We start from the raw sequence: 24,784 nt of genomic DNA, 5'->3' as shown, positions 1-24,784 counted from the left end.
GAGGGTGCATCTCTCGTTGCTTGTGCTGGCGTCGGCGGCGATCCTCCTGCTGTTCCGTCGCGACGTTGCCGACCTGCTGACGCTGTGGTGGACCAGTACGACCTACGGCCACTGCCTGTTCATCCTGCCAGTGGTCGGGTGGCTCGTCTGGACGCGGGGGCGGGAACTTGCCGCGCTGCGCCCCGCCGCCTGGTGGCCCGGCCTCGCGCTGGTGGCGGCTGGCGGGGCGGGATGGCTGATGGGGGAGGCCGCCGGGGTTGCGGCTGCGCGTCATTTCGGCGTTCTGATCACGCTTGAGGGTGCCGTCGTCACCATTCTGGGGCCGCATGTCGGCCGCGCGCTCCTCTTTCCTCTCGCTTACGCTTTTTTCGCGATCCCCTTCGGCGAATGGCTTGAGCCGCCGCTGCAACAGGTGACGGTGCGGATCGTCATGCCGCTCCTGCATCTGGCCGGTGTGCCGGCCGCGGCGGACGGCGTCCTGATCCATGCAGGCCCCTATTATTTTGAAGTGGCAGAGGCATGTTCCGGGTCGAAGTTCGTGCTGTCGATGCTCGCCTTCGCCGCGCTGGTGGCGAACACTTGCTTCCGGTCGCGCCGCCGCCGGGCTATATTCCTTGCGGTGTCGCTGGTGCTGCCGGTGCTCGCCAACGGGGTGCGTGCGTTCGGCACGATCTACGCTGCGCAACTCGTCGGGCTCCAGGCCGCCACCGGATTTGACCACATCGTGTACGGCTGGCTGTTCTTCGCGCTTGTCATGGCCGTCGTCATGGCGGTCGGCTGGCGGTGGTTCGACCGAGCGCCCGATGATCCCGCTTTTGATCCTGCCACGCTTCCAGCGCCTTCGACCAGGGTCATTACCGCGCCGGTCGCCGCCCTTCTAGTGATCGCCACCACCGCGATCTTCCCGGCATGGGCCGGCGGACTTGGCGCGCGAACGCAACCGTTGCCGAGGGGGATCGACCTGCCGGAGGTGCCGGGCTGGACGCGCGCGCCGCTGAGCACCCGGGCGTCGTGGCAACCCTTCTATCCCTCTGCCGATCATCAGGTGATCGGCCGCTACGTCGATGCTCAGGGGCGCGCCGTCGACGTGGCGATCGCGGTGTTCGGCCACCAGGAAGAGGGCAAGGAGATCATCTCCTATGGCACCGGCGTCCTGCGCGAAGGGGATCGCTGGGTCCGTATCGCAAACCCGCCGCCAATAGACGGTGGTTCGGCCATGCGGATCACCGCGGCGGCAAGCGATGGGAAGCCGGTGGAGCGTCTCGTGGTCACATGGTACCGGGTCGGCGGAATCGTGACCAGCCAGCCCGCCATCGTCAAACTCGCCACACTGCGCGCCCGTCTGCTCGGTGGTGAGCCGGGGGCGGTCGCGCTTCACCTGTCCGCGGTGAAGGCGCCCGATGTCGATCCGGCAGCCGACGTGGCACGTTTCCGCGCGGCACTTGGCCCGCTCGATGAGGTAACCGCTGCGGTGATGCGCTGATGTGCGGCCTCGCCGGTCTCTATTATCCCGAGACGCCCAAGCCGGTCGATCCCGCGCGCATCCGCACGATGATCGACGCCATGGCCGCGCGCGGCCCCGACGGGGAGGGGGTGTGGACCGCGCCGGGCGTCGGCTTTGGTCACCGGCGATTGTCGATCATCGACGTCGAAGGCTCGCCGCAGCCGATGCACGATCCTTCGGGCGCGCTGTCGGTGCTCTTCAACGGCTGCATCTACAATTATCGCGAATTGCGCGCGGAGCTTCGCGCGAAGGGGTGGGCGTTCCAGACCGCTGGCGACACCGAAGTGCTGCTGGCGGCATGGTCCGCCTGGGGCCCGGCGATGCTGGACCGGCTCGACGGGATGTTCGCCTTCGTGCTGCACGACTCGCGATCGCAGCGGCTGTTCATGGCGCGCGACCGACTGGGCGTGAAGCCGCTACACTATGCCCGCCTTGCTGATGGGGCGCTGGCCTTCTCATCCGAGCTGAAGGGGTTGCTGGCGCACCCGCTGCTGCGCCGCGTCGCAGACGTGCGCGCGGTCGAGGACTTCATGGCCTTCGGCTATGTGCCGGATGACGCCTGCATCATCGCCGGGGTGAGTAAGCTTCCCGCCGGCCACTACCTGTTGGTGGAGCGCGGCAAGCCTGTCCCCGCACCCATTCAATGGTGGGACGTATCCTTTGCCGATCGGCGGCGTGGCTCGGTGCGCGCGCTGGAAGAGGAACTGGTCGACCATCTGCGCACCGCGGTGCGGTCGCGCCTCGTCGCGGATGTACCATTGGGTGCGTTCCTGTCGGGCGGGGTGGACAGTTCGGCGGTGGTTGCCCTGATGGCGGAGGCGACCCCACAGGCGGTGCGCACCTGTACGATCGGCTTTGACGAGGCAGGCCATGACGAGCGTGGCTATGCTGCGCTGGTCGCGGATCGCTTTCGCACCGATCATAGCGAGCGGGTGGTCCGATCCGACGATTTCGGTCTGATCGACCGCATCGTCGCCGCCTTTGATGAACCCTTCGCTGACGCGTCCGCGCTCGCCACCTATCAGGTCTGTGCCTTGGCGCGGGAGAAGGTGACCGTGGCGCTGTCGGGTGATGGCTCGGACGAGATATTCGCCGGATACCGTCGCTATCGTTTCCAGGCGGCGGAGGAACGCGTGCGCGCGATCCTTCCCGCTGAGTGGCGCCGTCGGGTCTTCGGCGCGGTAGGCGCCGCTTATCCGAAGGCGGATTGGGCGCCGCGGCCGCTGCGCGCGAAGACGACGTTGCTGTCGCTCGCGATGGACGGCGGGGAGGGATATGCACGCGCCGTCGGCGTGACCGATCCAGCGCTGCGACGCCGGCTGTTCACCGATGCCGCGCGTCGGGCGCTCGGCGGGCATCGGGCGGAGGATCGCTACGTCGCCGCCATGGCTGCGGCCCCCGCTCGCGACGCGATCGACCGGGCGCAATATGCCGACATCAAGATCTGGCTGCCGGGGGATATCCTGGCCAAGACGGATCGCACCAGCATGGCCGTCAGCCTGGAGGCGCGCGAACCATTGCTCGATCACCGGCTGGTCTCCTTCGCCGCGTCGCTCCCCGCCTCGCTTCGTCTGCGGCGAGGCGAGGGCAAGTGGCTGATGAAGAAGGCGATGGAGCGCTATTTGCCCAAGCAGGTGCTGTACCGGCCCAAGATGGGCTTCGTGACGCCGGTCAGCGCCTGGTTCCGTGGGCCGCTCGCCGGGGAAGCCGCGGCTCTCGCACGGTCGCGCACCCTCGCGGATACCGGCTGGTTCGATCTTGCCGCGCTGGCGGATCTCGCCGAAGCGCATCGCTCCGGCCGGGCCGAGCATGGACGGACCTTGTGGCAGTTCGTGATGCTGGAACGAAGCCTGCGGCGGCTGTTCGGCTGACCAGCACTACTGGCGCGCGCGCGCCTGCCACGTCTGATATTGCTCCACCGCTGACGAACGGCGCAGCACCCGCGCCATCGGGTCGACCACAACATGCTGACCCGCAGGAACGGTCAAGGTCCCGCTGCCACCCGCCATCGCGATCCGTTCGACGCGATCGCCGATCTTCACCTCCATCGGCATCGGGAAGCGACTGCCCTCGCGCCACTCCAGCCGCAGCGTGTCACCGTCACGCCGTACGGTCAGGTCGGGTAGTTCGGCGCGTCGAAGATAGGCATCGAAGAACCAGCCGAGATCCTGGCCGCTTTCCTCCTTTACGATCGCCTCGAACTCCCGCGTGGAGCCGAAACGCGGCCGGAAGTTGCCGGGTGCAGGATCTTTACGGCCGTAGACCAGCCGGCGTATCGCACGATAAAAAGCGTCATCGCCGATCAGCCCTCGCAGCGTGTGCAGTGTCAGCGCGCCCTTATAGTAGATGTCGGTCCCCGCGCCCCCGAGGGACGGCTCATACACCTCCTCCTCGCTCAGCAACTTGTCCCGGACAATTGGCGCGCGATTGGTGATCCGGTTGCGCTGTGTCTCCAGCATGGTGAGGTAACGCGCGTCGCCCTCGCGCCAGAGACCGTATAATGGCTGCATATATTGGGCAAAGCCCTCATGCAGCCAATAATCATCCCAGTTCGCCGCCGTTACTTGGTTGCCGAACCATTCATGCGCGAACTCATGGTGAAACAGCCAGTCGAAGCCTTCCGGTGCCTTGGCGTAATTGTTGCCATAGGCGTTGATGGTCTGGTGCTCCATGCCCATGTGCGGCGTTTCGACGACGCCGACCTTTTCATCGGCAAAAGGGTAGGGGCCGATGACTTGTTCGAAGAAGTCGAGGGTCGGCGCAAATTCGGCGAACAACGCCTTCGCCTGTTCGGTCTTTCCGGGCAAGTACCAGTAATACAGCGGGATTTCGTTGCCGTAGCGGCTGCGGTACGTGCCGGTGAGTTCCTCGAACGGTCCCACGGCGAGCGCGATGGCATAGGTATTCGGCTGCCGGGCGCGCCAGTTCCAGCGCGTCCGCCCGTCGCTGAGCGTATCGACGCCGATCAACCGCCCGTTCGACGGCGCCTTCAGCCCCGGTGGTACGGTGATGTGGAGATCGACCAGCGCCGGCTCGCCCGAAGGGAAGTCGAGGCATGGCCATAATTGGTCGCAGCCATAGCCCTGCGTGGTGGTGGCGACCCAAGGGCGACCATCGGGCGTGCTGCTCCAGACGATACCGTCATCCCAGGGGGCGTTCAGCGCGACGTGCGGCGTGCCGCCATAGGTGATCCGCGCCTGCACCTTCTCGCCGGCGGCCAACGGTTTCGGCAGCGCAATGACCAGCTGCCCCTCGGGATTGCTCCACGCCCGTTTCGACAGGGGCGATCCGTCGATCGCGATCGATGATACGGGAAGATTGCGATCCAGATCGATCACCAGCCGTGCCAATGGCGCGCGCGCGGTGAAGGTCAGGAGCGCATCGCCCCGGATGCGGCGCTGCCGCGGCACGACTTCGAACGACAGGTCGGCGTGGTCAAAGCGGACCGCAGTCTGCTCGGCCGGCCTCGGTCCGCCGGACATTCGGGTTTGGGCGGTCAGTGGTGGCTGGCCCTTGTCCGGCAGCGAGGATGCCGCCGCGATCAGCAGAAGAAGCGAGATCATGCAGAATAAGAATGCTGCAGCACGTTATCGGCTCCGCAAGCGACATGCGGCGATTGATGGACAAGCGCGCCACCCCATATACACTGCAAATCGCCGCCTGTTCGAAGCGGCGCCGGAGTTTGCATGACCCAGACCTACCCTCTTCTGCCCCTGCGCGACATTGTCGTTTTCCCGCACATGATCGTGCCGCTGTTCGTCGGTCGCGACAAGTCGGTCGCTGCGCTTGAGGCAGCGATGGCCGCGGACAAGGAAATTTTCCTCGTCGCGCAGCTTGATCCGGCCGAGGATGATCCCAAGGCGGACGACCTCTATGATATTGGCGTCACCGCGACGGTGCTTCAGCTGCTGAAGCTGCCTGATGGCACGGTGCGCGTGCTCGTCGAGGGCAAGCAGCGCGGCCGGCTCGGCGGTCTCGTCGACGCTGGCAGCTATGTGACGACCGAAGTGACTCCGATCGAGGAGGTTGAGGCCGAGGGCACCGAGGTGTCGGCGCTGATGCGGTCCGTGATCGACCAGTTCGAGAATTACGCCAAGCTCAACCGCAAGCTGCCCGCGGAAACCGCCTCGCAGCTGGGCGAGATCGAAGACGCCTCGCGCCTCGCCGATGCGGTGGCTGGCAACATCTCGATCAAGGTTGCGGACAAGCAGTCGCTGCTGATCGAGTCCGATCCTGCCCGCCGGCTGGAGATGGTCTATGCCTTCATGGAAGGCGAGCTCGGCGTCTTGCAGGTCGAGAAGAAGATCAAAAGCCGCGTCAAGCGCCAGATGGAGAAGACGCAGCGCGAATATTACCTCAACGAGCAGCTGAAGGCGATCCAGCGCGAGCTCGGCAACGAGGGCGAGGAAGGCGAAGGCGACGAGATCGGCGAGCTGACGCAGAAGATCGCGACGCTGAAGCTTTCCAAGGAAGCGCGCACCAAGGCCACGGCCGAGCTGAAGAAGCTGAAGACCATGGCGCCCATGAGCGCCGAGGCGACCGTCGTGCGCAACTATCTCGACGTGCTGCTCGGCCTGCCATGGGGCAAGAAGTCGAAGCTGAAGAAGGACATCGCCGCGGCGCAGGCGATCCTCGACGAGGATCATTATGCGCTGGAGAAGGTGAAGGACCGGATCGTCGAATATCTCGCGGTCCAGGCGCGCACCAACAAGCTGAAGGGGCCGATCCTGTGCCTCGTCGGCCCGCCGGGCGTGGGCAAGACGAGCCTCGGCAAGTCGATCGCCAAGGCGACCGGCCGCGAGTTCATCCGCCAGTCGCTGGGCGGCGTGCGCGACGAGGCCGAGATCCGTGGCCATCGCCGGACGTACATCGGCTCGCTGCCGGGCAAGATCGTGACGAACCTGCGCAAGGCAGGGGCGGCGAACCCCTTGTTCCTGCTCGACGAGATCGACAAGCTCGGCCAGGATTTCCGCGGCGATCCCGCCTCGGCGCTGCTCGAGGTGCTGGATCCGGAGCAGAACAGCAAGTTCAATGATCACTATCTGGAGATCGATATCGATCTTTCGGACGTGATGTTCGTCTGCACGGCGAACACGCTGAACCTGCCGCAGCCGCTGCTCGATCGCATGGAGATCATCCGCCTCGAAGGCTACACCGAGGACGAGAAGGTGGAGATCGCCGAGCGTCACCTGATCGCCAAGCAGATCGAGGCGCATGGCCTGAAGGACGGCGAGTTCACGCTGACCCAGGAGGGCCTGCGCGCGCTGATCCAACGCTATACTCGTGAGGCCGGCGTGCGCACGCTGGAGCGCGAGATCGCCAAGCTCGCCCGCAAGGCGCTGCGCCAGATCCTTGAGGGCAAGGCGACCAGCGTCACCATCACGCCGGAGAACCTCCACGAGTTCGCGGGTGTGCAGAAGTATCGCCATGGCCTGTCCGAGGAGGAGAACCAGATCGGCGCCGTGACCGGCCTCGCCTGGACCGAGGTGGGCGGCGAACTGCTGACGATCGAAAGTGTGACGGTGCCCGGCAAGGGCGCGATCAAGCTGACCGGCAAGCTGGGCGATGTGATGAAGGAATCGGCGGAGACGGCGATGAGCTTCATCAAGGCGCGCGCGCCGTCCTACGGGATCAAGCCGAGCCTGTTCCACCGCAAGGACGTGCACGTCCACTTGCCGGAAGGCGCGGTGCCGAAGGACGGCCCGTCGGCCGGTATCGGCCTCGTCACCTGCATCGTTTCCACGTTGACCGGCGTGCCGGTGAAGAAGGAAGTGGCGATGACCGGCGAGGTCACGCTGCGCGGCCGCGTGCTGCCGATCGGCGGCCTGAAGGAGAAGCTGCTCGCGGCGTTGCGCGGCGGTATCACCACGGTGCTGATCCCGCAGGAGAATGAGAAGGACCTCGCGGACATCCCGCAGAACATCAAGGACGGCCTGAAGATCGTACCGGTGACGCATGTCGACGAGGTGCTTCGCCTCGCACTGACCGAGCCGCTGGAAGCGATCGACTGGACCGACGCGGACGAGCTGGCGGCGCAGCCGCCGGCCCCGATCGCGCCGGCCGGGGGGGAGCTTCACCACTAAGTTCCTTTAAGGCAGCGAAAACGGGACACGGCGGTTCATCGCGACCGCCGTGGTTTCGTTTGACACTGAACGGGCCAGCCGTCTTACTGGAACGAGCGGCCTCGCGCGGGCCGAATCCGTATTTTTTCGAATATCCGCAAAGCCAAACGGGGGTCGGTGCATGAATAAGCAGGAGTTGATCGCGACGGTTGCGACCGCGTCGGGACTCGCCAAGGGCGATGCCACGCGCGCGGTCGAGGCCGTGTTCGACACGATTACTGCGCAGCTCAAGAAGGGCGATGAAGTGCGCCTGGTCGGCTTCGGCACCTTTGCGGTGACGAAGCGCAAGGCGTCGACGGGTCGCAATCCGCGGACTGGCGAACCGATGACGATCAAGGCGTCGAGCCAGCCGAAGTTCAAGGCGGGCAAGGTGCTGAAGGATTCGTTGAACTAATTTGATGATGGCGGGCTGGACAGGCGGCGCGATGCCTCCTAAAGGCCCGCTTCCGGTTTCGAGCTGAAAGGCTCTCCGGGCGCGTAGCTCAGCGGTAGAGCACACCCTTCACACGGGTGGGGTCACAGGTTCAATCCCTGTCGCGCCCACCATATACAAAGCCCCGCAGGTCGATCGACCGGCGGGGCTTCCTGTATCACGGGGCCTGAGCTTCGTGCCTCAAGCCATTGTGGTGGCGCGACTTGTCACGCGGCCCGGCGGGAGAGGAGCGGCGATGCGCCTGCTCCCCCCAGACGGGCCAGATCCTCGCCGCGATCAGTCCTTCCAGCACCAGTAGAGCTGCGCCGGCGGCACGTTCCACCATTCCATGTCATGGTCGATGCGGGCGAAGTGCGGGGACAGGAAGTCGCGCACCTTGGGGCTGAACTGATAGACGAGGAAGGCGCCGCCGGGGCGGATGACGCGGTGCGTCGCCTCCGCGATCGCCGGGCCGATCCCGGCCGGCAGCGTGGAGAAGGGGAGTCCCGACAGGACAAAGTCGGCCTGTTCGTGGCCATTTTCGGCCACGATCGCCTCAACGTCGGCCGCGGACCCGTGGACGGCCACGAAGCGGGAATCGACGATCGTGTGATCGAGGTACCGAACGAAATCCGCATTGGTGTCGATCGCGATCAGCGTCGCGTCCGGCGCCATCCGCTCCAGGATCGGGCGGCAGAAGGTGCCGACGCCCGGACCATATTCCACGAACACCTTGCAATTGGCCCAGTCGACCGGCGCCAGCATCTTGTCGATCAGCTTGGCGGAGGACGGGATGACCGAACCCACCATCACCGGATGCTTCAGGAAGCCGGAGAAGAACATCTGCCACGGCTTCGGCACGCCGGCCTTGCTGGTTCGGGCGCGGCGCACCGCACTGGTTGAGCTGGGCATGGAGGAAAAGTAACTCCCCGGAAAAGTCGTCAATTGTGCCGAACGCGGCACGGCCTAGACAGTTGCCATAGCGGGGTTGCGCGGCGCTCCCAAGCGCCTAATCGAGCGTCATGGTAGAGGAACGGGGGCACAAGCAGAGCGCCATCCCCAGGCGCCCGAGGATTCGACGCGCGTTCGACCGTCGGTTTGCGCTGATGTTCATGGTGATGCTGACCATCGCAGCGGGCAATACGGCACTGCAATCGGTACTCCCCGCATTGGGCCGCTCGCTGGGTGTGGCGGACAGCGCGGTCGCGGCGGCATTTTCGGTATCGGCGCTTCTGTGGGTGATCGCGGCGCCGTTCTGGGCCAATCGATCGGACCGTTATGGCCGACGGCTGATGATCCTGCTGGGCATGGGCGGATTCTGCGTGAGCCTCGCGACCTGCGGGCTATTCCTGGCCGCGGGGATCAACGGGTGGATCAGCGGATCGGCGGCATTCCTGCTCTTCATCATGGCGCGCCTGATCTACGGCACGTTCGGATCGGCCGCGCCGCCCGCGGTGCAGGCGATCGTGGCGGGCGAGACGACGCGCGAGGAGCGCACGCGCGCGCTGACGCTGATCGCCAGCGCGTTCGGCTTGGGCACGATCCTGGGACCAGCGATCGCGCCCTATCTGCTGCTGGGGCATATCGGGGAGATCGAGATCGGGCTCGCCGGGCCGGCGTTCGTGTTCACCCTGTTCGGCATCGCGATGTTCCTGACCGTGCGCACGATGCTGCCGGAGGATCGCGCGACGCCGCTGGGCGGCCACGGCGGGACGACCGGTTATCCGTCGATCGGCGGGCAGGGCACGGGGGCCAGCGTGCGCGGCGCAACCGCGCCCAAGGGCGGCGTCAAGGTCAGCTATTTCGATCGGCGGATCCGTGGCTGGATGATCGCCGGGCTGGTGATGGGCCATGCGCAAGCGATGACGGGCCAGGCAATCGGGTTCCTGGTGATCGACCGGCTGAACCTGCCGCCCTCGCAGGCGCTGGAGCCGACCGGTATCGTGCTGATGATGGGTGCCGGCACCGCACTGCTGGCGCAATGGGGCATTATCCCGACGCTGAACCTCGCGCCGCGCGCGCTGGTGCTTGTCGGCCTCGTCTTTGCTGCGGCGGGGACGGTGATGACCGGCTTTGCCACGTCGCTGTACGGCATCGCCACCGGCTATGCGCTCGCCAGCCTTGGCTTCGGCTTCACGCGGCCGGGCTTCACCGCGGGCTCGAGCCTTGCCGTCGGGCCCGCCGCGCAAGGATCGGTCGCGGGCAAGGTGACGAGCGTCAATGGCGCCAGTTTCGTGCTGGGGCCATCAATCGGCGTCGGCCTGTACGGCCTTTGGCATTCGCTGCCGTATCTAATCGCGGCGGTCGGCTGCGTCGCGCTGTTCGCTTATTGCTGGTTCGCGCTGCAGGAGCCCGATGAGCAGGAAGTCGCGGCATTCGACGACCCGGTGATCTAAACGCGATTGCCGTCAAGGCGGCGAGCGAATAGACGCGCGCGCCATGACCGACTCCTCCATCAAGCGCGTCGTGCTCGCCTATTCCGGCGGCCTCGACACCAGCGTCATCCTGAAGTGGCTGCAGCAGACCTATAACTGCGAAGTCGTGACCTTTACCGCCGACCTCGGCCAGGGCGAGGAGCTGGAACCAGCGCGCCGCAAGGCGGAGCTGGCCGGCGTGAAGCCCGAGCATATCTTCATCGACGACCTGCGCGAGGAGTTCGTCAAGGATTACGTGTTCCCGATGATGCGCGCCAACGCGACGTACGAGGGACTGTACCTGCTGGGCACCTCCATCGCCCGGCCGCTGATCGCCAAGCGCCAGATCGAGATCGCCAAGATGGTCGGCGCCGATGCCGTGAGCCATGGCGCGACCGGCAAGGGCAACGACCAGGTCCGTTTCGAGCTGGGCTATTATGCCCTTGCACCCGACATCAAGGTGATTGCGCCGTGGCGTGAATGGGATCTCACCAGCCGCAGCCGCCTGATCGAGTTCGCCGAGCAGAACCAGATCATGGTCGCCAAGGACAAGCGCGGCGAAGCGCCGTTCTCCACCGACGCGAACCTGCTGCACACCTCGTCCGAGGGCAAGGTGCTGGAGGATCCATGGGAGGAAGTGCCCGATTACGTCTATTCGCGCACGGTGAACCCGGAGGACGCGCCCGACGCGCCGGAATATATCACGGTCGATTTCGAGCGTGGTGACGGCGTGGCGCTGAACGGCGAGGCATGTTCGCCCGCGACGCTGCTGACCAAGCTGAACGAGCTTGGCCGCAAGCATGGCATCGGCCGGCTCGACCTGGTCGAGAACCGCTTCGTCGGCATGAAGAGCCGCGGCATGTACGAGACGCCGGGCGGCACCATCTATCACCTGGCGCATCGCGGCATCGAGCAGTTGACGCTGGATCGCGGCGCGGCGCACCTGAAGGACGAGCTGGCGATCCGTTACGCCGAGCTGGTGTACAACGGCTTCTGGTTCGCGCCGGAGCGCGAGATGCTGCAGGCGGCGATCGATTATAGCCAGGAGAAGGTGTCCGGCACGGTGCGGCTGAAGCTGTACAAGGGCAGCGTCAACGTGGTCGGCCGCAAGTCGCCCAACTCGCTCTACAGCGAGAAGGTGGTGACGTTCGAGGACGACCAGGGCGCCTATGACCAGCGCGACGCGGAAGGCTTCATCAAGCTGAACGCGCTGCGCCTGCGCCTGCTCGGCCGTCGCGACCGCCTGTAATCGGCCTATCGCACGCCGGGGGAGGATTCCTGCCATCTCCGGCGTGCCGGCCACTGCGGACAACGCGTATGATCGTTGTCAATCAGGAACGATCCTGCCGCCATCGACGTTCTTTCCGCGCCTGGGGCGGCTCAAGGCCCCGAGTCTGAGGGAGATTGCGATGAAGGGTGCAACATTTGGCGCATTGCTGCTGGGGGCCACCGTGCTCACCGCCTGCGCCGAAAACCGCCAGGACGTGGTCGCTCCGGCGCCGCCGCTTGGCCCGGGTGCACTGGCCGGAACGGTCGCAGCTGATCGCAACGGCGATGGCCTCGTCGATGGCTATTACACGCCGGACGGCGTCTATGTAGCGTTCCAGGCGCCGCCGTGCCCGCCGCCGCCGCCGCCCCCGCCGCCGCCCACCCCGCGCGGCGAACGAGGCTGAGCTTGTCGGCCGGCGAGGGCGCGCCGGCGCGGCGCGCGAGCCGGCTGGCGCTTATCCTGTCATTGCTCCTGCCGGTGGCGGCGCTTCCCAGCGTCGCCGCCGCGCAGGACGATGTTCCGGTCGGCGAGTCGACCAACGCGGTTGCCCAGGCAATTCGGGGCCAGGTCGGCGGCCGGCTGAAGGATTTCTATCGCGCGCGCGGCTATTGGCCGCTGTGGATCGTCGATGACCGGCCCGGCCCGCAGGCCGAAGCACTGGTCGGCGTGATCGAAAGCGTGCGCGTCGATGGCCTCAACCCCGATCGCTATTCGCCGGACCGGTTGCGCCGGTTGATCGATGAGGGGCAGGACGGCAATCCGCGCGCGCTCGCCTATCTTGAGGTGGCATTGAGCGGCGCGCTCGGCAATCTGGTCCGCGACATGCGCGAGCCGACGATCGAGATCGAATATCTCGAGGAATCTCTGAAGCCGAAGCGCCTGCGCCCGGAAGAGGTGCTGCGGCGCGCGGCGCTGGCCAAGTCGATGACCGATTATGTGCGCAACATGGGCTGGATGAGCCCGCTGTACGTGCAGCTGCGCGCGGCATTGCCGACGACGGCGCCGGACGATGACCGTGATGTACCCGGGAGCGACGTCACCGTGCCGCGCGGGCCGTTGCTGAAGCCGGGCATGACCGGCGAGCGCGTGATGCTGCTGCGGCAGCGACTGGGGCTGGCGGACGGCGACACTTACGATGCGGAGCTGAGGGCCAGCGTGCGCCGCTTCCAGGCGTCGCGCGGCTTACCGGTCGATGGCATTGCGGGCGCACAGACGATCGCCGCGTTGAACGGCGAGGGCGGGGCGAGCGAGGACCGGATCGCGCAATTGCGGCTGAACCTGGAGCGCGCACGGCTGCTGCCCGATGCCTATACCCGGCATATCGTGGTCGACGCGGCCGCCGCGCGCCTGTGGTATTACGGTGGCGGGGCGGAGCAGGGCACGATGCGCGTCGTTGCCGGCACGCCCGAGACGCAGACGCCGATGATGGCGGGGCTGGTGCGTTACGCGACGCTCAATCCTTATTGGAATGTCCCGGTCGACCTCGTGCGCAAGCGGATCGCCCCCAAGGTGCTGGCGGGTACCTCGCTGGAGCGGCAGGGCTATGAGGCGCTGTCGGACTGGACGCATGACGCCACCGTCATTCCCTCCGCCTCGATCGACTGGCAGGGGGTGGCAGACGGCACGGTCGAGCCGCGCGTTCGCGAGCTGCCCGGGCGGGGCAATTCGATGGGGTCGGTCAAGTTCATGTTCCCCAACGATCACGGCATCTACCTGCACGATACGCCGCAGAAGAATTTGTTCGCCAAGGCGGACCGGCATTTCTCCAACGGTTGCGTCCGGCTGGAGGATGCGCCGCGGCTGGGCCGGTGGCTGTTCGATCGCCCGCTGAAGCCCGACAGCTCGCAGCCCGAGCAGCATGTGCCGGTGCCCGAGCCGGTCCCGGTGTATCTGATGTATTTCACGGCCAGTCCCTCCGAGACGGGACGCGGCGTGAAATATGTCGCCGATGTCTATGATCGCGATTCGCCCGCCCTGCAGCATCTCGCCAGCCGGTGATCTGGTGCGCCGCGCGGGCGGCGCATTAACCACGCCTCAATCATCGTCCTTCATTGCCGATGCTGCATTGCTATGGGGCAGCATCAGATGGCGAATCCTGTCGGCACGGTGGACGTGGCGATCATCGGCGCGGGACCGGCGGGGCTGACGGCGGCCTATCTGCTCGGAAAGGCGGGCTATTCCGTCACGGTGATCGAGAAGGACCCGCGCTACGTCGGCGGGATCAGCCGCACCGTCGAGCATGAGGGCTTCCGCTTCGACATCGGCGGGCACCGCTTCTTCTCGCGATCGAAGGAGGTGGTCGACCTCTGGAATGAGATCCTGCCCGACGATTTCATCGAGCGGCCGCGGATGAGCCGTATCTACTACGAGGGCAAATTCTACAGCTATCCGCTGCGCGCGTTCGAGGCGCTGTGGAACCTTGGCGTGTGGCGATCGGCGTTGTGCATGGCGAGCTTCGCCAAGGCCAAGCTTCTGCCCAACAGGAGCGTGAAGAGCTTCGAGGACTGGACCGTCAACGCCTTCGGATGGAAGCTGTATTCGATCTTCTTCAAAACCTACACCGAGAAGGTGTGGGGCATGCCGTGCGATGCGATGAGCGCCGATTGGGCGGCGCAGCGGATCAAGGGGCTAAGCCTGTGGGGCGCGGTGACCGACGGGCTGAAGCGGAGCCTTGGCCTCAACAAGCGGCCAAACGACGGGATGGCGGTGAAGACGTTGCTGGAAAGCTTCCGCTATCCGCGGCTCGGGCCGGGCATGATGTGGGAAGCGGCGCGCGATCATGTGGTCGCGCACGGTAACCATGTGCTGATGGATCACAAGCTGAAGCAGCTGGCGTTCAACGACGTCACGCAACAGTGGACGATGACCGCCACCGACGGCGAGGGTGCGCAGGTCGCGATAAAGGCGGCGCACGTGATTTCCTCCGCCCCGATGCGCGAACTGGCGAGCCGGCTGCATCCGCTGCCGGCTGCATTGTCCGAGGCGGCGAACCTCAAGTATCGCGACTTCCTGACCGTCGCGCTGATGATCCGCTCGCCCGACCTGTTCCCGGACAATTGGATCTACATCCACGATTCGAAGGTGAAGGTGGGGCGGGTGCAGAACTTCCGGTCGTGGTCGCCGGAGATGGTGCCCGATCCCGATCTTGCCTGCGTTGGCCTGGAATATTTCTGCTTCGAGGGGGACGGGCTCTGGTCCGCGAGTGACGACGAACTCGTTGCGCTGGCGACGAAGGAGATGGCGCAACTCGGGCTATGCGCGGCGGCGCAGGTGGTCGGCGGCACGGTGGTACGGCAGGAGAAGGCCTATCCCGTCTATGACGAGGATTATGCCGCCAATGTCGAGGTGCTGCGCCAGGAGATCGAGGCGCGCTATCCGACGCTGCATTGTGTCGGGCGCAACGGGATGCACCGCTACAACAATCAGGATCACGCGATGATGACCGCGATGCTGACGGTGCGCAACATCGAAGCCGGCGCGCGGGTCTATGACATCTGGGCGGTGAACGAGGACGCCGAATATCATGAGAGCGGCAACGAGGGGGAGCGCGCCGCGCTCGCCAGCGTGCGCGCCGTGCCGGAACGCCTGAAGGCGGCGTGATGTGGGAGTGTCATTTTTGACCACCTCATCGTTGGCGGACCGGGAGGGTATGCGCAGGACCTCAGCGCGAGCGGATGACGGCCCGGCGCCTTATATCCGGGAGGCCAAAGGCACGATCACCGTCTGGTTTTTCGTCGCTGTCTTGCTGATACTTGCCGCGTCTACGGACATAATGGCGCTGCGTTTCCCGGACCCCGATGACGCGATGCGCCTCCTGGAAGTGCGAGACTGGCTGGCTGGTCAGAGCTGGTGGAATGTTGGGCAGCATCGGTTCAACGGCGGAAATTTCCCGATGCACTGGTCGCGGCTGGTCGATCTTCCGCTTGGAGCGATCATTGCCGTGACCCAGCCGCTTGTGGGCGCTGAACATGGCGCGCGCGTGGCCATGATCCTCGTTCCATTACTGCTTCTGCTGACAGTGATGATGTTGTTGGCGTACATCACGCGTCGGGTGGCGGGCCGTGAGGCAAGTCGGCTCTCGGTCTTGCTGGTGCCTATGGCAATTCCGCTCTTGGCCCAGGTCCGTCCGATGCGGATTGACCACCACGGATGGCAAATTGTGCTGACGGTAGCGGCCGCTGCCTTTCTTGTCGCCGTCCCGCGTATCCGTACGGGGTTCGCGTCTGGGCTTGCGCTGGCATGGCTGCTCACGATCTCGCTTGAGGGCATGCCCATGGCTGCCGCTGTGGTGGGGGTCGCAGCAATGGCATGGGCGTGGGATCCCAGCCGACGAGCCTTCCTCCTCAGTCTGACATGGACGTTGTTCGTCGGAGCGGTCGTTCTTCACGTGGTGACCCGTGGGCCGGGGATCTTCGCACCCGCCTGTGACGCAATTTCACTCGCGTGGCTGGCGACATTGGGCATCGCAGCGCTCGGGATCACAGGCGCAACAATCCTTCGGCCTGCTATGTTCGCCGGTCGCATCGTCGCCCTGGGCGCCGCGGCTGCTGCGACGGCGACGACGTCGCTCGCCCTATCGACGGATTGCCTTGCTGGGCCATTTGGCACGCTTCCACCAGTCGCTTATCGAATTTGGTATCTGAACGTGTTGGAGGGGCGACCCTTATGGGAGCAGCCTGTCAGCCACGCGCTTATGGTAGCGGCGTTACCCGCTGTAGATCTGTTCGCCACAGTGCGGGAATGGCGCAACGCGCACGGCGACCAGCGTTTTGTCTGGGCGATGCTGCTTGGGCTGTTGGTAGCGGCAAGCGGTGTGATGCTGTTTGTAGAGCGGGCCGGCGCGACGGCCAACGCGCTCGCCATCCCCGGCGCAGCAGCGCTGCTGCTCGCGCTGCTGACACGCGCGCGTACCATCCCAACGGTGGGGCGGCGGACTGTCGCAACAGCCGCTGCCTTTTTGGCCGTCAGCCCGGCCTATATTGCTTTGGCAGGCGCAGCGATCGCGAGCCGTGTCGATCCTGCCGTGCAGAAGCGCGCAGCCTTGAGGGAGAGCCGGCAGATCTGTCGTGAACTCTATGATATCCGGACGATCGGCACCTTGCCGCGCGGAATCGTGTTCACGCCGCTGGACGTCGCGCCTGATCTGATCGCTACGACGCATCACCGCGGGGTGGGGAGCGGTTATCATCGATCTCCCACGGTTATCGCGACCGTTATTCAAGCCTTCACCGGGTCGCCCGAACGGGCGCGAGAGATCGTGATGGCGAGCGGCGCTTCCTATCTCGCCGGCTGCCCGGGGCTGAGCGAGACGGAAATCTATCGCCGCGATTTTCCGGAAGGCTTCTGGGCGCGGTTGCAAGCTGGCGAGCGGTTCGACTGGCTGGAGCCGGTCGAGACCGGCACCCCGGCGCTGGCGTGGCGGGTCATTCGGCCCTTGCCCCCCGTCGCCCGACGCCCGTAAGGCAAAGCGATGGATCACATGGGGGCGCCCCTTCGTTGGTGGCAGACGCGCACGTTTGTCGTGATCGCGACGCTTATTTCGATCGTGCCGCTGATCTGGCCGGACATTCCGCCGCTGGTCGACCTGCCGGGGCATATGGGCCGCTACCGCGTTCAGCTGACGCCGGTGGAACAGGCGCCATGGCTGGCCGAATGGTATAATTTCCAATGGTCGCTGATCGGTAACCTGGGGATCGACCTGCTGGTCGTCCCCTTTGCCAAGGTTTTCGGCCTGGAACTGGGCGTCAAGCTGATCGTGATGACGATCCCGGCGCTGACGGTGGCCGGTTTGCTGTGGATCGCGCGCGAAGTGCATGGCCGGATCCCGCCGACGGCGATGTTCGCGCTGCCGCTGGCCTATTGCTACCCGTTCCAGTTCGGTTTCGTGAATTTCTCGCTGTCGATGGCGCTGGCGCTGTGCCTGTTCGCGCTGTGGCTGCGGCTGGCGCGGCTCGGCCGGTTGCGGCTGCGCGCGATCATCTTCGTGCCGATCTCCTGCCTGTTGTGGCTGTGCCATACGTTCGGCTGGGGCGTGCTGGGCGTGCTCGCATTTTCCGCCGAGATGATCCGCCAGCACGATATCCGCAAGGATGCGGGATCGGGCCATTGGGTGGAAAGCTGGATCCGCGCGGGGCTGGGTTGCGTGCCGCTGGCGCTGCCGATGCTGCTGATGATCTTCTGGCGGTCGGGCGACCATGTCACCGGCCAGACGGCGGACTGGTTCAACTGGCAAGCGAAAGTCGCCTGGCTGCTGATGGTGCTGCGCGATCGGTGGGAGCTGTGGGACGTCGCCTCGACCGCGGTTTACCTGCTGCTGCTGTTCTACGCGGTGCGGGACCCGGTGCTTGGCTTTTCGCGCAACCTCGTGCTGTCGGCGCTGTTCCTGGCGGCGGTGTACGCGCTGCTGCCGCGGATCGTGTTCGGATCGGCCTATGCCGACATGCGGCTGGCGCCGTTCGTGGTGGCGGTGACATTGATCGCGATCCGTCCGCTGCCGGGAATGAGCGCGCGCAAGGCCGGTATCCTGGCGATGCTGGCGACCAGTTTCTTCGTCGCGCGGATCGCGGGCAATACGGTCAGCTACTGGCTGTTCGATCGCGATTACGACACCGAGCTTGCTGCGCTGGACGAATTGCCGGAGGGCGCGCGGGTCGTGACGTTCGTCGGCACCAATTGCCGCAACGAATGGAAGATGAGCCGGCTGGAGCATTTGCCGGCCATCGCGCTGACCCGGCGGCTGGCCTATGCCAACGACCAATGGTCGATGCCGGGTGCCCAGCTGTTGACCGCGAAATACAGCAAGGCGGGCATGTTCGCGCATGATCCCTCGGAGATCGTGACGCCGGGCTGGTGCCCGCGCGAATGGTGGAAGCCGATCGATTTTTCGATGGCGCGATTCCCTCGTGAGGCGTTCGATTATGTGTGGCTGATCCGCACGCCGCCGTTCAATTCGCGTTATGCCAGCGACCTCGATCGGGTATGGCGGTCGCCGACCGGGGCGAGCGCGCTGCTGAAGGTGAACCGCGACCGTCCCACGCCGCAGATCGCCGACGAGGAACTGTACCCCAAATGGTTCCTGGAGCTGCGGGAGCGGCGGATGCGCGAGCGCAAGTTGGAGCTGCCGCCGCCACCGCGTTCGTGACGCCCCGTGCACTGGGCTGAACCCTCATAAAGCCGCAGCGCAAAAAAATGCGCCGCGCTGCGGCACCCTTCCGATCCTTAAGGTGTTGAAGAAGGAGAGGGGAGGACCGGCCATTGAACCGATGCTGGGCGGCAGCTGTGGCTGCATGTGCGATGGGGGTTGCGCTACCGGTGGCGGCCGAGACCAACCACGGCGGGCAGATCTGGGGCGGGATCCAGGTGACGGCGCCGCTTTCCGACGATGTTTTCATCACCAGTGAGATACAGCCACGCTGGTCGACCAAGAATGCCGCGACCGCACCGATCACGGTCATCCCGCCGATCATTTCCTGGCGAAAGAGCGAGTCGCTGATCCTGTCGGCGGGCTATCTTTATGCCTTCATTGATGGTGCGCGGCTGCCGCAGGACCTGCACGAGAACCGGTTCCTGCAACAGGCATCCTATCGCATCGGGGCGATCGGGCGGGTCGGCGTCCGCGCGCAAACGCGCTTCGAGCAGCGCCAGCGATCGACCGGCAAGGACTGGAATTTGCGCGTGGCGCAGCAATTGCTGCTGGCGACGCCGCTGACCAAGAAGGAAAGCGGCGGGCCGGTGGGCGTCGTCTCGGTCGAATTGTACTGGAACCTGACCAACGCCGACTGGGGCGCGCGCAAGGGATATGACGACCTGTGGACCTTTGCCGGGGTGCGCACGCCCATTTCGGAGGCGGCGGCGCTGGAGCTTGGTTATCTGAACCAGCGACAGCGGGCAGTGAACGGCCGCGCCAACATGAACCATGCCGCAGTGATCGGCATATCGTTCCAGCTGTCCACCAAGATCGTCCCGCCCAAGGTGGTGCCGACGACCGGGCCGGGATTGCAGCCGCTGCCCGACCGCGAGCGCGTGCGGTAGCGATCAGCCCTTGCGGAAGGGAGTGAGCTGACCGAGGAATTCCTGGTCTGCCTCCACCGCGACGCGTTCGCGGGCGAGGAAATCGGCCACCGCGCGGCGGAAGCCGGGGTTGGGGAAATAATGCGCCGACCAGGTGGGGACGGGCGCATAGCCGCGCATCAGCTTGTGCTCGCCCTGCGCGCCGGCCTCCACCGTCGAAAGCCCGCGTTCGATCGCAATGTCGATCGCCTGATAATAGCACAGCTCGAAGTGCAGGAACGGCACGTCCTCCGTACAGCCCCAATAGCGGCCGTAGAGCGTGTCGGCGCCGATCAGGTTGAGCGCGCCGGCGATTGGCTGGCCGTCACGCTCTGCGAGGATCAGCAGCACGCGATCGCCCATCCGTTCGCCCAGCATCGGGAAGAAGGCGCGGGTGAGATACGGGCGGCCCCACTTTCGGCTGCCGGTATCCTGGTAGAAGGTCCAAAAGGCGTCCCATTCGCGCTTGCCGATCTGATCGCCGACGAGGTGGCGGATCGTCAGCCCCTCAACGGCGGCGGCGCGTTCCTTGCGGATCGCCTTGCGCTTTCGGCTGGCGAGGGTGGCGAGGAAATCGTCGAAACTGGCGAAGCCCTGGTTGCGCCAGTGGAATTGCGTGCCCTCGCGGATCAGCCAGCCGGCGGCTTCGAAGGCGTCGATCTGATCGGGGGCGACGAAGGTGGCATGGGCGGAGGACAGATCATGCTGATCGGTCACCGCCTCCAGCGCCGCAATCAGCGCCGGCGCGGCGCTGGGATCGCGCAACAGCAGCCGGGGGCCGGGCACGGGGGTGAAGGGGGCGGCGACCTGAAGCTTGGGATAATAGCGCCCGCCTGCGCGCTCCCACGCATCGGCCCAGGCATGGTCGAAGACATATTCTCCCTGGCTGTGCGCCTTTGCATAAGCGGGGGCGACGGCGATCGGCGCGCCATCCGCGCCATCGACGACGACGGGTACCGGCTGCCACCCGGTGCGACCGCCGACGCTGCCCGAATCCTCCAGCGCGGAGAGGAAGGCGTGGCTGACGAAGGGATGGGCGGTGCCGGCGCAGGCATCCCACTGTTCCGCCGAGATGCTGGCGACGCCGTGCATCATGCGGGCCGAGAGGTTCATTCGGCCACAGTCCCCGTCATGTCCGGGGGGCAGACAGGATGGAGGAAGCGCGCCAGCGCGCGGGGATAAGCCGCGGCTGGCGCCGATTCGGAAAAGATCTGGTCAGGCAAGCGCACGGCTTGGCCGGAACGACCGGGTAGCGCGAAGGTTCAGCGCGCCACTTCGATGATGGCATCGATCTCGACCGCAGCGTTGCGCGGCAGGGCAGCGACGCCGACCGCGGCGCGGGCGTGCTTGCCGGCATCGCCGAACAGCGCGACCATCAGGTCCGACGCGCCATTGGCGACTTCGGGCTGATCGCCGAAGCCGGGGGCCGAGTTCACGAACACGCCGAGCTTCACGATGCGCGCGACGCGCGACAGATCGCCAAGCGCGGCCTTCACCTGCGCCACGACCATCAGCGCGCAAAGCACCGCGGCGTCCGAACCGGCGGCGACATCGAGATCGTCGCCGAGGCGGCCGGTCACGACCTTGCCATCGCGGAACGGCAGCTGGCCCGAGACATGGAGCAGGCCGCCGGCCTCGACCGTCGGGACATAAGTGGCGACGGGCGCAGCCGCCGTGGGGAGGGTGAGCCCGAGCTCTTCGAGCTTGCGATCGATACGGTCAGTCATGGTCCGGGGTAGAACACCAGCCGCCGTTCGCGGTCAACCGTGCGCGGCGGCGGTGCGCAGCGGGGTGGGCGCGTGCTGACCGCTGGCGAGACGATCGATGATCCAGGGAAGCGCATCCGGCCAGGCATCGATCCGCGCGTGCGCGGCCGGGGCGGCGGGCACGCCGGGGGCAAGCGCAGGCTCGGCCACCATGTGCAGGCGATGGACCTGCGGCGCATGTTCGGCGACCGATTCATGGTGCATCGGCAGATCATCGACGAACACCGTTACCGGATTGCCATGCTCTGCGACGAGCGCGGCGACCGGGCCGCCCTTTGGCCCCTGGTTGCATTCCACGCGGTGCGCGATGCCGAAGGCGGCAAGCTGATCCATGCGGTGGGTGCGGCAGCTGTCCTGCAGGTTGGTGAGGATGACGATGTCAGCAACCTCGGCGATCCGCGCCAGCGCGTCGCGCGCGTGGGGGACCAGCGTCTGGCGGTGCATCTCGGCCGGGAAGAAGCCATCGAGGAAGCCGCGCATCTCCTCCCGGCTGGGGGCGTCGCCACCGCTGCGCCGGCGCATGTTGCGTCCCAGTTCCCAGCTCGAGGGCGTGAATTCGATATCGTGCGCCTCATCCAGCCAGTCGCCGAAATGGCGCACCATGTGGATCAGCACCTCGTCGCAATCGGAAATCAGCAGCGGTCGGGTCATAGCCTCTCCAGTTCGTGGCGGGCGCGCACCAGCGCCTCGGGTTTGCAATCCAGCACAGACGCGCAGGCGATGAGATCGGGTTCATGCGCCTCCAGAAACAGGAGGCAGGCGGCGAGGACGGAGGGCTCGCCAATGCGTTCGCGCAGATCATGGGGGTGAAGCCCGGTGAGCGCCAGCAGGCGTCCCGCGCGGTCGGAATCGGACAATGTCCAGGCCAGCGCCTGCAGCGCGAGCGCGTCGGCAGGTTCTCCGTTTGAATCGGCTGTTTTCATTGCCTATTGTCGTTCACCAATCGGGGGATCCAACGCGCGTGGCAAAGAAGGTGCTCGTTGTCGAGGACAACGAACTCAACCTCAAGCTGTTCTGCGACCTGTTGCGGGCGCATGATTTCGAGGCAGAGCCGGTGCGCGACGGACGCGAGGCGGTGGCGCAGGCGCGCGCCTGCCTGCCCGACCTCATCATCATGGACATCCAGATGCCCTATGTGACGGGCTATGAACTGATCCTGGAGTTGAAGGCGGACGAGGAATTGCAGCGTATCCCGGTGATGGCGGTCACCGCCTATGCCGGGCGCGACGACGAGGAGCGGATCCGGGCGGCGGGGGCGGAGGCCTATGTGTCGAAGCCGATCAGCCTGGTGCGGTTCATGGAGACGGTGCGCGCGCTGATCTGATCGGCGCGCCCGCTTATACGAGGCCAAGCTCCGCCAGCTTGCCGAGCAGGGCGGGGGGCAAGGTCGCCATGCCGCTGCCGACGCCGCCGAGATCCGCCGGGGCATCGGCATCCTCCAGATAGCGCCAGCCCTGATGCGCGCGTTTGGGCCGCGCGGCGACGAGGCGAAGCACCGGATCGATGTGGATCGCGACGCGGCCGCCCTCCGCCTCGCCGAAGCCGAGGATCGGCGAACGGGCGACGAGCTGGTGCTTGATGATCCAGAACAGCGAACCGTGGCCGGCAATCTCCTCATGCCGTTTGGGCAGATAGCGGGTGGTCAGGAACAGCGGGCCTTCCTCGCCGCGCTCACGCAGCCGATCGGCGAGATGCTCGACGGCCGTGTGGCCGAAAGCGACTTTCGTGATGTGAAGCGGCATGGCTCTCCGGCAGCAGGGGAGGCTGCCATGTGGGGAGTGTCAGCCCACCAGGCCAGAGGCGCTGGCGAGGCCGAGGAAGGCGAGGAAGCCGATCGAATCGGTGGTCATGGTGACGAACACCGAGGAGGCGACCGCGGGATCGGCGCGCAGCCGTTCCAGCACCACCGGCACGAGGACGCCGGCGAGCCCGGCGACGAGGATGTTGGTCATCATCGCCGCGGCAATCACGCCGCCCAAGAGGACGTTGGCGAAGATCAGCGCGACGCCGGTGCCGATCACCAGCGCGATGGTCGCGCCGTTGAGCAGGGCGACGCGGATCTCGCGGCCGATCGCGCGCGCGGTGTTGGATTGCGTCAGCTGGTTGGTGGCCATGGCGCGCACGGTGACGGCCAGCGTCTGCGTGCCGGCATTGCCGCCGACGCCAGCGACGATCGGCATCAAGGTGGCGAGCGCGACCATGCGTTCGATCGTACCCTCAAACCGGGAGATGATGAACGAGGCGAGGAGCGCGGTGAACAGGTTGGCGATCAGCCAGCGGACGCGCGCCTTGTAGCTGTCGAACACCGGCTCGTTGATGTCGCCTTCGCCAGCGCCCGAGAGCAAGAGCGCGTCCTCGCCGGCCTCTTCCTGAATGATGTGGACGATATCGTCGACGGTGATCATGCCGACCAGGCGGCCGGAATTGTCGACCACCGCGGCCGAGATGAGCGCGTATTTCTGAAAGCGGAGCGCGACCTCTTCCTGGTCCATGTCGACCGGGATCAGCGTCTGTTCGCGCGCCATCACGTCCGAGATGGCGATCGCGCGGGGCGTGCGCAGGATCCAGGACAGCGCGCAGGTGCCGACCGGCTTGTGCTGCGGATCGACGACGAAGATTTCCCAGAAGTCGGTGGTGAGTTCCTCGTCACCGCGCAGGAAATCGAGCGTGTCGCCGACCGTCCAATGTTCCGGCACCGCGATCAGCTCGCGCTGCATCAGGCGGCCGGCGGATTCCTCCGGGTAGCTCAGCGCCTCCTCGATCGCGGCGCGATCGTCGGGCTCCATCGCGCGGAGCACCTCGCGCTGGTCGTCGGCGTCGAGATCCTCGATGATCGCGACCGCGTCGTCGGTGTCGAGTTCGGACGCGATGTCTGCGACCTGCCGCGCGTCGAGCGCGTCGATCAGCTGTTCGCGGACGTAATCGTTCATCTCGGCGAACACGTCGCCGTCGAGCAGGTCCGCCACCGCCGACGCCAGCGCGGCGCGGCGGTCCTCCGGCGTCAGTTCGAACAGGTCGGCAATGTCGGCGGGGTGGAGCGGTTCGACGAGGCGCTGCGCCTCCTCGGTATCGCCGCGCTCGACCGCATCGAGCACCGCATCGACAAAATCGGGCTTCAGCCGATCATCCGCGTCGAGCTGGCCTTCATCCTCGCCCGCGCGATCGGCATGACGGAGTTCGGTTTCGCTCATCGCTGGCCTCCTCCGGCGGGTTGATCCGTGCGGCTCCTAGCGGGCGGAAAGTCGCG

The 24,784-nt window shown here is 66.1% G+C and carries 21 protein-coding genes and 1 tRNA gene; 14 read left to right on the top strand and 8 right to left on the bottom strand.

What is annotated here, in order from left to right; genetic code table 11:
- The first annotated feature begins 4 nt into the window (after window positions 1–4).
- Both xrtA and CA236_RS14430 read left to right on the top strand, forming a co-directional pair.
- The gene (gene xrtA, locus CA236_RS14435) at window positions 5–1,483 is read left to right on the top strand and encodes an exosortase A (RefSeq protein ID WP_241212676.1); all 1,479 of its coding nucleotides are present in this window, start codon (window positions 5–7) and stop codon (window positions 1,481–1,483) included.
- Complete coding sequence (locus CA236_RS14430) at window positions 1,483–3,375, top strand: XrtA/PEP-CTERM system amidotransferase (RefSeq protein WP_125946106.1); 1,893 nt, start codon at window positions 1,483–1,485, stop codon at window positions 3,373–3,375. Before xrtA ends, CA236_RS14430 begins: the two co-directional genes overlap by 1 nt.
- Window positions 3,376–3,381: 6 nt before the next feature.
- Here the strand turns inward: CA236_RS14430 and CA236_RS14425 are convergent, their stop codons facing one another.
- A complete protein-coding gene (locus CA236_RS14425; RefSeq protein WP_125946105.1) occupies window positions 3,382–5,067 on the bottom strand; it encodes a M1 family metallopeptidase in 1,686 nt (561 codons plus the stop codon).
- 123 nt (window positions 5,068–5,190) lie between these two features.
- Here CA236_RS14425 and lon point away from each other — a divergent pair, with 123 nt between their 5' ends.
- The 3 genes from lon (at window position 5,191) to CA236_RS14410 (ending at window position 8,172) form a co-directional block, all read left to right on the top strand.
- Window positions 5,191–7,587, top strand: coding sequence for an endopeptidase La (gene lon, locus CA236_RS14420; RefSeq protein WP_046411577.1), 2,397 nt, complete (start codon window positions 5,191–5,193; stop codon window positions 7,585–7,587).
- A gap of 160 nt (window positions 7,588–7,747) precedes the next feature.
- On the top strand, window positions 7,748–8,020 hold the full coding sequence (locus CA236_RS14415) for an HU family DNA-binding protein (protein WP_046411576.1): 273 nt from the start codon (window positions 7,748–7,750) through the stop codon (window positions 8,018–8,020).
- Between the two features lie 77 nt (window positions 8,021–8,097).
- Window positions 8,098–8,172 (top strand) — tRNA-Val (locus CA236_RS14410).
- 163 nt (window positions 8,173–8,335) lie between these two features.
- Here the strand turns inward: CA236_RS14410 and CA236_RS14405 are convergent.
- The gene (locus tag CA236_RS14405) at window positions 8,336–8,950 is read right to left on the bottom strand and encodes a methyltransferase domain-containing protein (protein ID WP_125946104.1); all 615 of its coding nucleotides are present in this window, start codon (window positions 8,948–8,950) and stop codon (window positions 8,336–8,338) included.
- Window positions 8,951–9,156: 206 nt separating this feature from the next.
- Here CA236_RS14405 and CA236_RS14400 point away from each other — a divergent pair, with 206 nt between their 5' ends.
- From CA236_RS14400 to CA236_RS14365, 8 genes are all read left to right on the top strand, one after another.
- A complete protein-coding gene (locus tag CA236_RS14400) occupies window positions 9,157–10,434 on the top strand; it encodes an MFS transporter (RefSeq protein WP_241212675.1) in 1,278 nt (425 codons plus the stop codon).
- Window positions 10,435–10,477: 43 nt separating this feature from the next.
- Window positions 10,478–11,701 (top strand): argininosuccinate synthase, encoded by a 1,224-nt coding sequence (locus tag CA236_RS14395; protein WP_046411570.1) that lies wholly within the window; start codon window positions 10,478–10,480, stop codon window positions 11,699–11,701.
- Window positions 11,702–11,861: 160 nt separating this feature from the next.
- Window positions 11,862–12,125, top strand: a complete 264-nt coding sequence (locus CA236_RS14390; RefSeq protein WP_046411568.1) for a hypothetical protein — start codon at window positions 11,862–11,864, stop codon at window positions 12,123–12,125.
- Between the two features lie 2 nt (window positions 12,126–12,127).
- Complete coding sequence (locus CA236_RS14385; protein WP_241212674.1) at window positions 12,128–13,720, top strand: L,D-transpeptidase family protein; 1,593 nt, start codon at window positions 12,128–12,130, stop codon at window positions 13,718–13,720.
- A gap of 87 nt (window positions 13,721–13,807) precedes the next feature.
- Window positions 13,808–15,322, top strand: a complete 1,515-nt coding sequence (locus tag CA236_RS14380) for an NAD(P)/FAD-dependent oxidoreductase (protein ID WP_125946102.1) — start codon at window positions 13,808–13,810, stop codon at window positions 15,320–15,322.
- Between the two features lie 16 nt (window positions 15,323–15,338).
- Complete coding sequence (locus tag CA236_RS14375; RefSeq protein ID WP_125946101.1) at window positions 15,339–17,183, top strand: hypothetical protein; 1,845 nt, start codon at window positions 15,339–15,341, stop codon at window positions 17,181–17,183.
- Between the two features lie 9 nt (window positions 17,184–17,192).
- Window positions 17,193–18,863, top strand: a complete 1,671-nt coding sequence (locus CA236_RS14370; protein WP_125946100.1) for a hypothetical protein — start codon at window positions 17,193–17,195, stop codon at window positions 18,861–18,863.
- 152 nt (window positions 18,864–19,015) lie between these two features.
- Complete coding sequence (locus tag CA236_RS14365) at window positions 19,016–19,753, top strand: DUF2490 domain-containing protein (protein ID WP_125946099.1); 738 nt, start codon at window positions 19,016–19,018, stop codon at window positions 19,751–19,753.
- A 3-nt stretch (window positions 19,754–19,756) separates the two neighbouring features.
- On the opposite strand, the gene CA236_RS14360 is transcribed toward CA236_RS14365, so the two are convergent.
- The 4 genes from CA236_RS14360 to CA236_RS14345 form a co-directional block, all read right to left on the bottom strand.
- Window positions 19,757–20,884: a GNAT family N-acetyltransferase gene (locus CA236_RS14360; protein WP_046411563.1), complete on the bottom strand. Its 1,128-nt coding sequence runs from the start codon at window positions 20,882–20,884 to the stop codon at window positions 19,757–19,759.
- Between the two features lie 149 nt (window positions 20,885–21,033).
- Complete coding sequence (locus tag CA236_RS14355; RefSeq protein ID WP_046411562.1) at window positions 21,034–21,498, bottom strand: RidA family protein; 465 nt, start codon at window positions 21,496–21,498, stop codon at window positions 21,034–21,036.
- A 33-nt stretch (window positions 21,499–21,531) separates the two neighbouring features.
- Window positions 21,532–22,188 carry a hypothetical protein gene (locus tag CA236_RS14350; protein WP_046411560.1) on the bottom strand — a complete coding sequence of 219 codons (657 nt, stop codon included), beginning with the start codon at window positions 22,186–22,188 and terminating at the stop codon, window positions 21,532–21,534.
- Window positions 22,185–22,460: a DUF3572 family protein gene (locus CA236_RS14345; protein ID WP_125946098.1), complete on the bottom strand. Its 276-nt coding sequence runs from the start codon at window positions 22,458–22,460 to the stop codon at window positions 22,185–22,187. The genes CA236_RS14350 and CA236_RS14345 overlap by 4 nt, the downstream gene beginning before the upstream one ends.
- A gap of 38 nt (window positions 22,461–22,498) precedes the next feature.
- Here CA236_RS14345 and CA236_RS14340 point away from each other — a divergent pair, with 38 nt between their 5' ends.
- Window positions 22,499–22,861 (top strand): response regulator, encoded by a 363-nt coding sequence (locus CA236_RS14340; protein ID WP_046411556.1) that lies wholly within the window; start codon window positions 22,499–22,501, stop codon window positions 22,859–22,861.
- Between the two features lie 13 nt (window positions 22,862–22,874).
- On the opposite strand, the gene CA236_RS14335 is transcribed toward CA236_RS14340, so the two are convergent.
- The gene (locus CA236_RS14335) at window positions 22,875–23,279 is read right to left on the bottom strand and encodes a DUF1489 domain-containing protein (protein WP_125946097.1); all 405 of its coding nucleotides are present in this window, start codon (window positions 23,277–23,279) and stop codon (window positions 22,875–22,877) included.
- A 39-nt stretch (window positions 23,280–23,318) separates the two neighbouring features.
- Window positions 23,319–24,728, bottom strand: a complete 1,410-nt coding sequence (mgtE, locus tag CA236_RS14330; protein ID WP_046411553.1) for a magnesium transporter — start codon at window positions 24,726–24,728, stop codon at window positions 23,319–23,321.
- Window positions 24,729–24,784 lie beyond the last annotated feature (56 nt).

The organism is Sphingomonas sp. ABOLG, from assembly GCF_003950435.1.
GTDB lineage: Bacteria > Pseudomonadota > Alphaproteobacteria > Sphingomonadales > Sphingomonadaceae > Sphingomonas > Sphingomonas panaciterrae.
This window is presented reverse-complemented; position numbering and strand designations above follow the sequence as displayed.

Bases quoted from the DNA above. Each gene is read 5' to 3' on its own strand.
- CA236_RS14425 (WP_125946105.1), bottom strand. From the start codon at position 5,067: ATGATCTCGCTTCTTCTGCTGATCGCGGCGGCATCCTCGCTGCCGGAC.
- mgtE (WP_046411553.1), bottom strand. From the start codon at position 24,728: ATGAGCGAAACCGAACTCCGTCATGCCGATCGCGCGGGCGAGGATGAA.
- CA236_RS14390 (WP_046411568.1), top strand. From the start codon at position 11,862: ATGAAGGGTGCAACATTTGGCGCATTGCTGCTGGGGGCCACCGTGCTC.
- CA236_RS14360 (WP_046411563.1), bottom strand. From the start codon at position 20,884: ATGAACCTCTCGGCCCGCATGATGCACGGCGTCGCCAGCATCTCGGCG.
- CA236_RS14400 (WP_241212675.1), top strand. From the start codon at position 9,157: ATGCTGACCATCGCAGCGGGCAATACGGCACTGCAATCGGTACTCCCC.
- CA236_RS14365 (WP_125946099.1), top strand. From the start codon at position 19,016: ATGGGGGTTGCGCTACCGGTGGCGGCCGAGACCAACCACGGCGGGCAG.
- CA236_RS14380 (WP_125946102.1), top strand. From the start codon at position 13,808: ATGGCGAATCCTGTCGGCACGGTGGACGTGGCGATCATCGGCGCGGGA.
- CA236_RS14415 (WP_046411576.1), top strand. From the start codon at position 7,748: ATGAATAAGCAGGAGTTGATCGCGACGGTTGCGACCGCGTCGGGACTC.
- CA236_RS14350 (WP_046411560.1), bottom strand. From the start codon at position 22,188: ATGACCCGACCGCTGCTGATTTCCGATTGCGACGAGGTGCTGATCCAC.
- CA236_RS14345 (WP_125946098.1), bottom strand. From the start codon at position 22,460: ATGAAAACAGCCGATTCAAACGGAGAACCTGCCGACGCGCTCGCGCTG.
- CA236_RS14370 (WP_125946100.1), top strand. From the start codon at position 17,193: ATGGATCACATGGGGGCGCCCCTTCGTTGGTGGCAGACGCGCACGTTT.
- CA236_RS14355 (WP_046411562.1), bottom strand. From the start codon at position 21,498: ATGACTGACCGTATCGATCGCAAGCTCGAAGAGCTCGGGCTCACCCTC.
- lon (WP_046411577.1), top strand. From the start codon at position 5,191: ATGACCCAGACCTACCCTCTTCTGCCCCTGCGCGACATTGTCGTTTTC.
- CA236_RS14430 (WP_125946106.1), top strand. From the start codon at position 1,483: ATGTGCGGCCTCGCCGGTCTCTATTATCCCGAGACGCCCAAGCCGGTC.
- CA236_RS14395 (WP_046411570.1), top strand. From the start codon at position 10,478: ATGACCGACTCCTCCATCAAGCGCGTCGTGCTCGCCTATTCCGGCGGC.
- CA236_RS14335 (WP_125946097.1), bottom strand. From the start codon at position 23,279: ATGCCGCTTCACATCACGAAAGTCGCTTTCGGCCACACGGCCGTCGAG.
- CA236_RS14405 (WP_125946104.1), bottom strand. From the start codon at position 8,950: ATGCCCAGCTCAACCAGTGCGGTGCGCCGCGCCCGAACCAGCAAGGCC.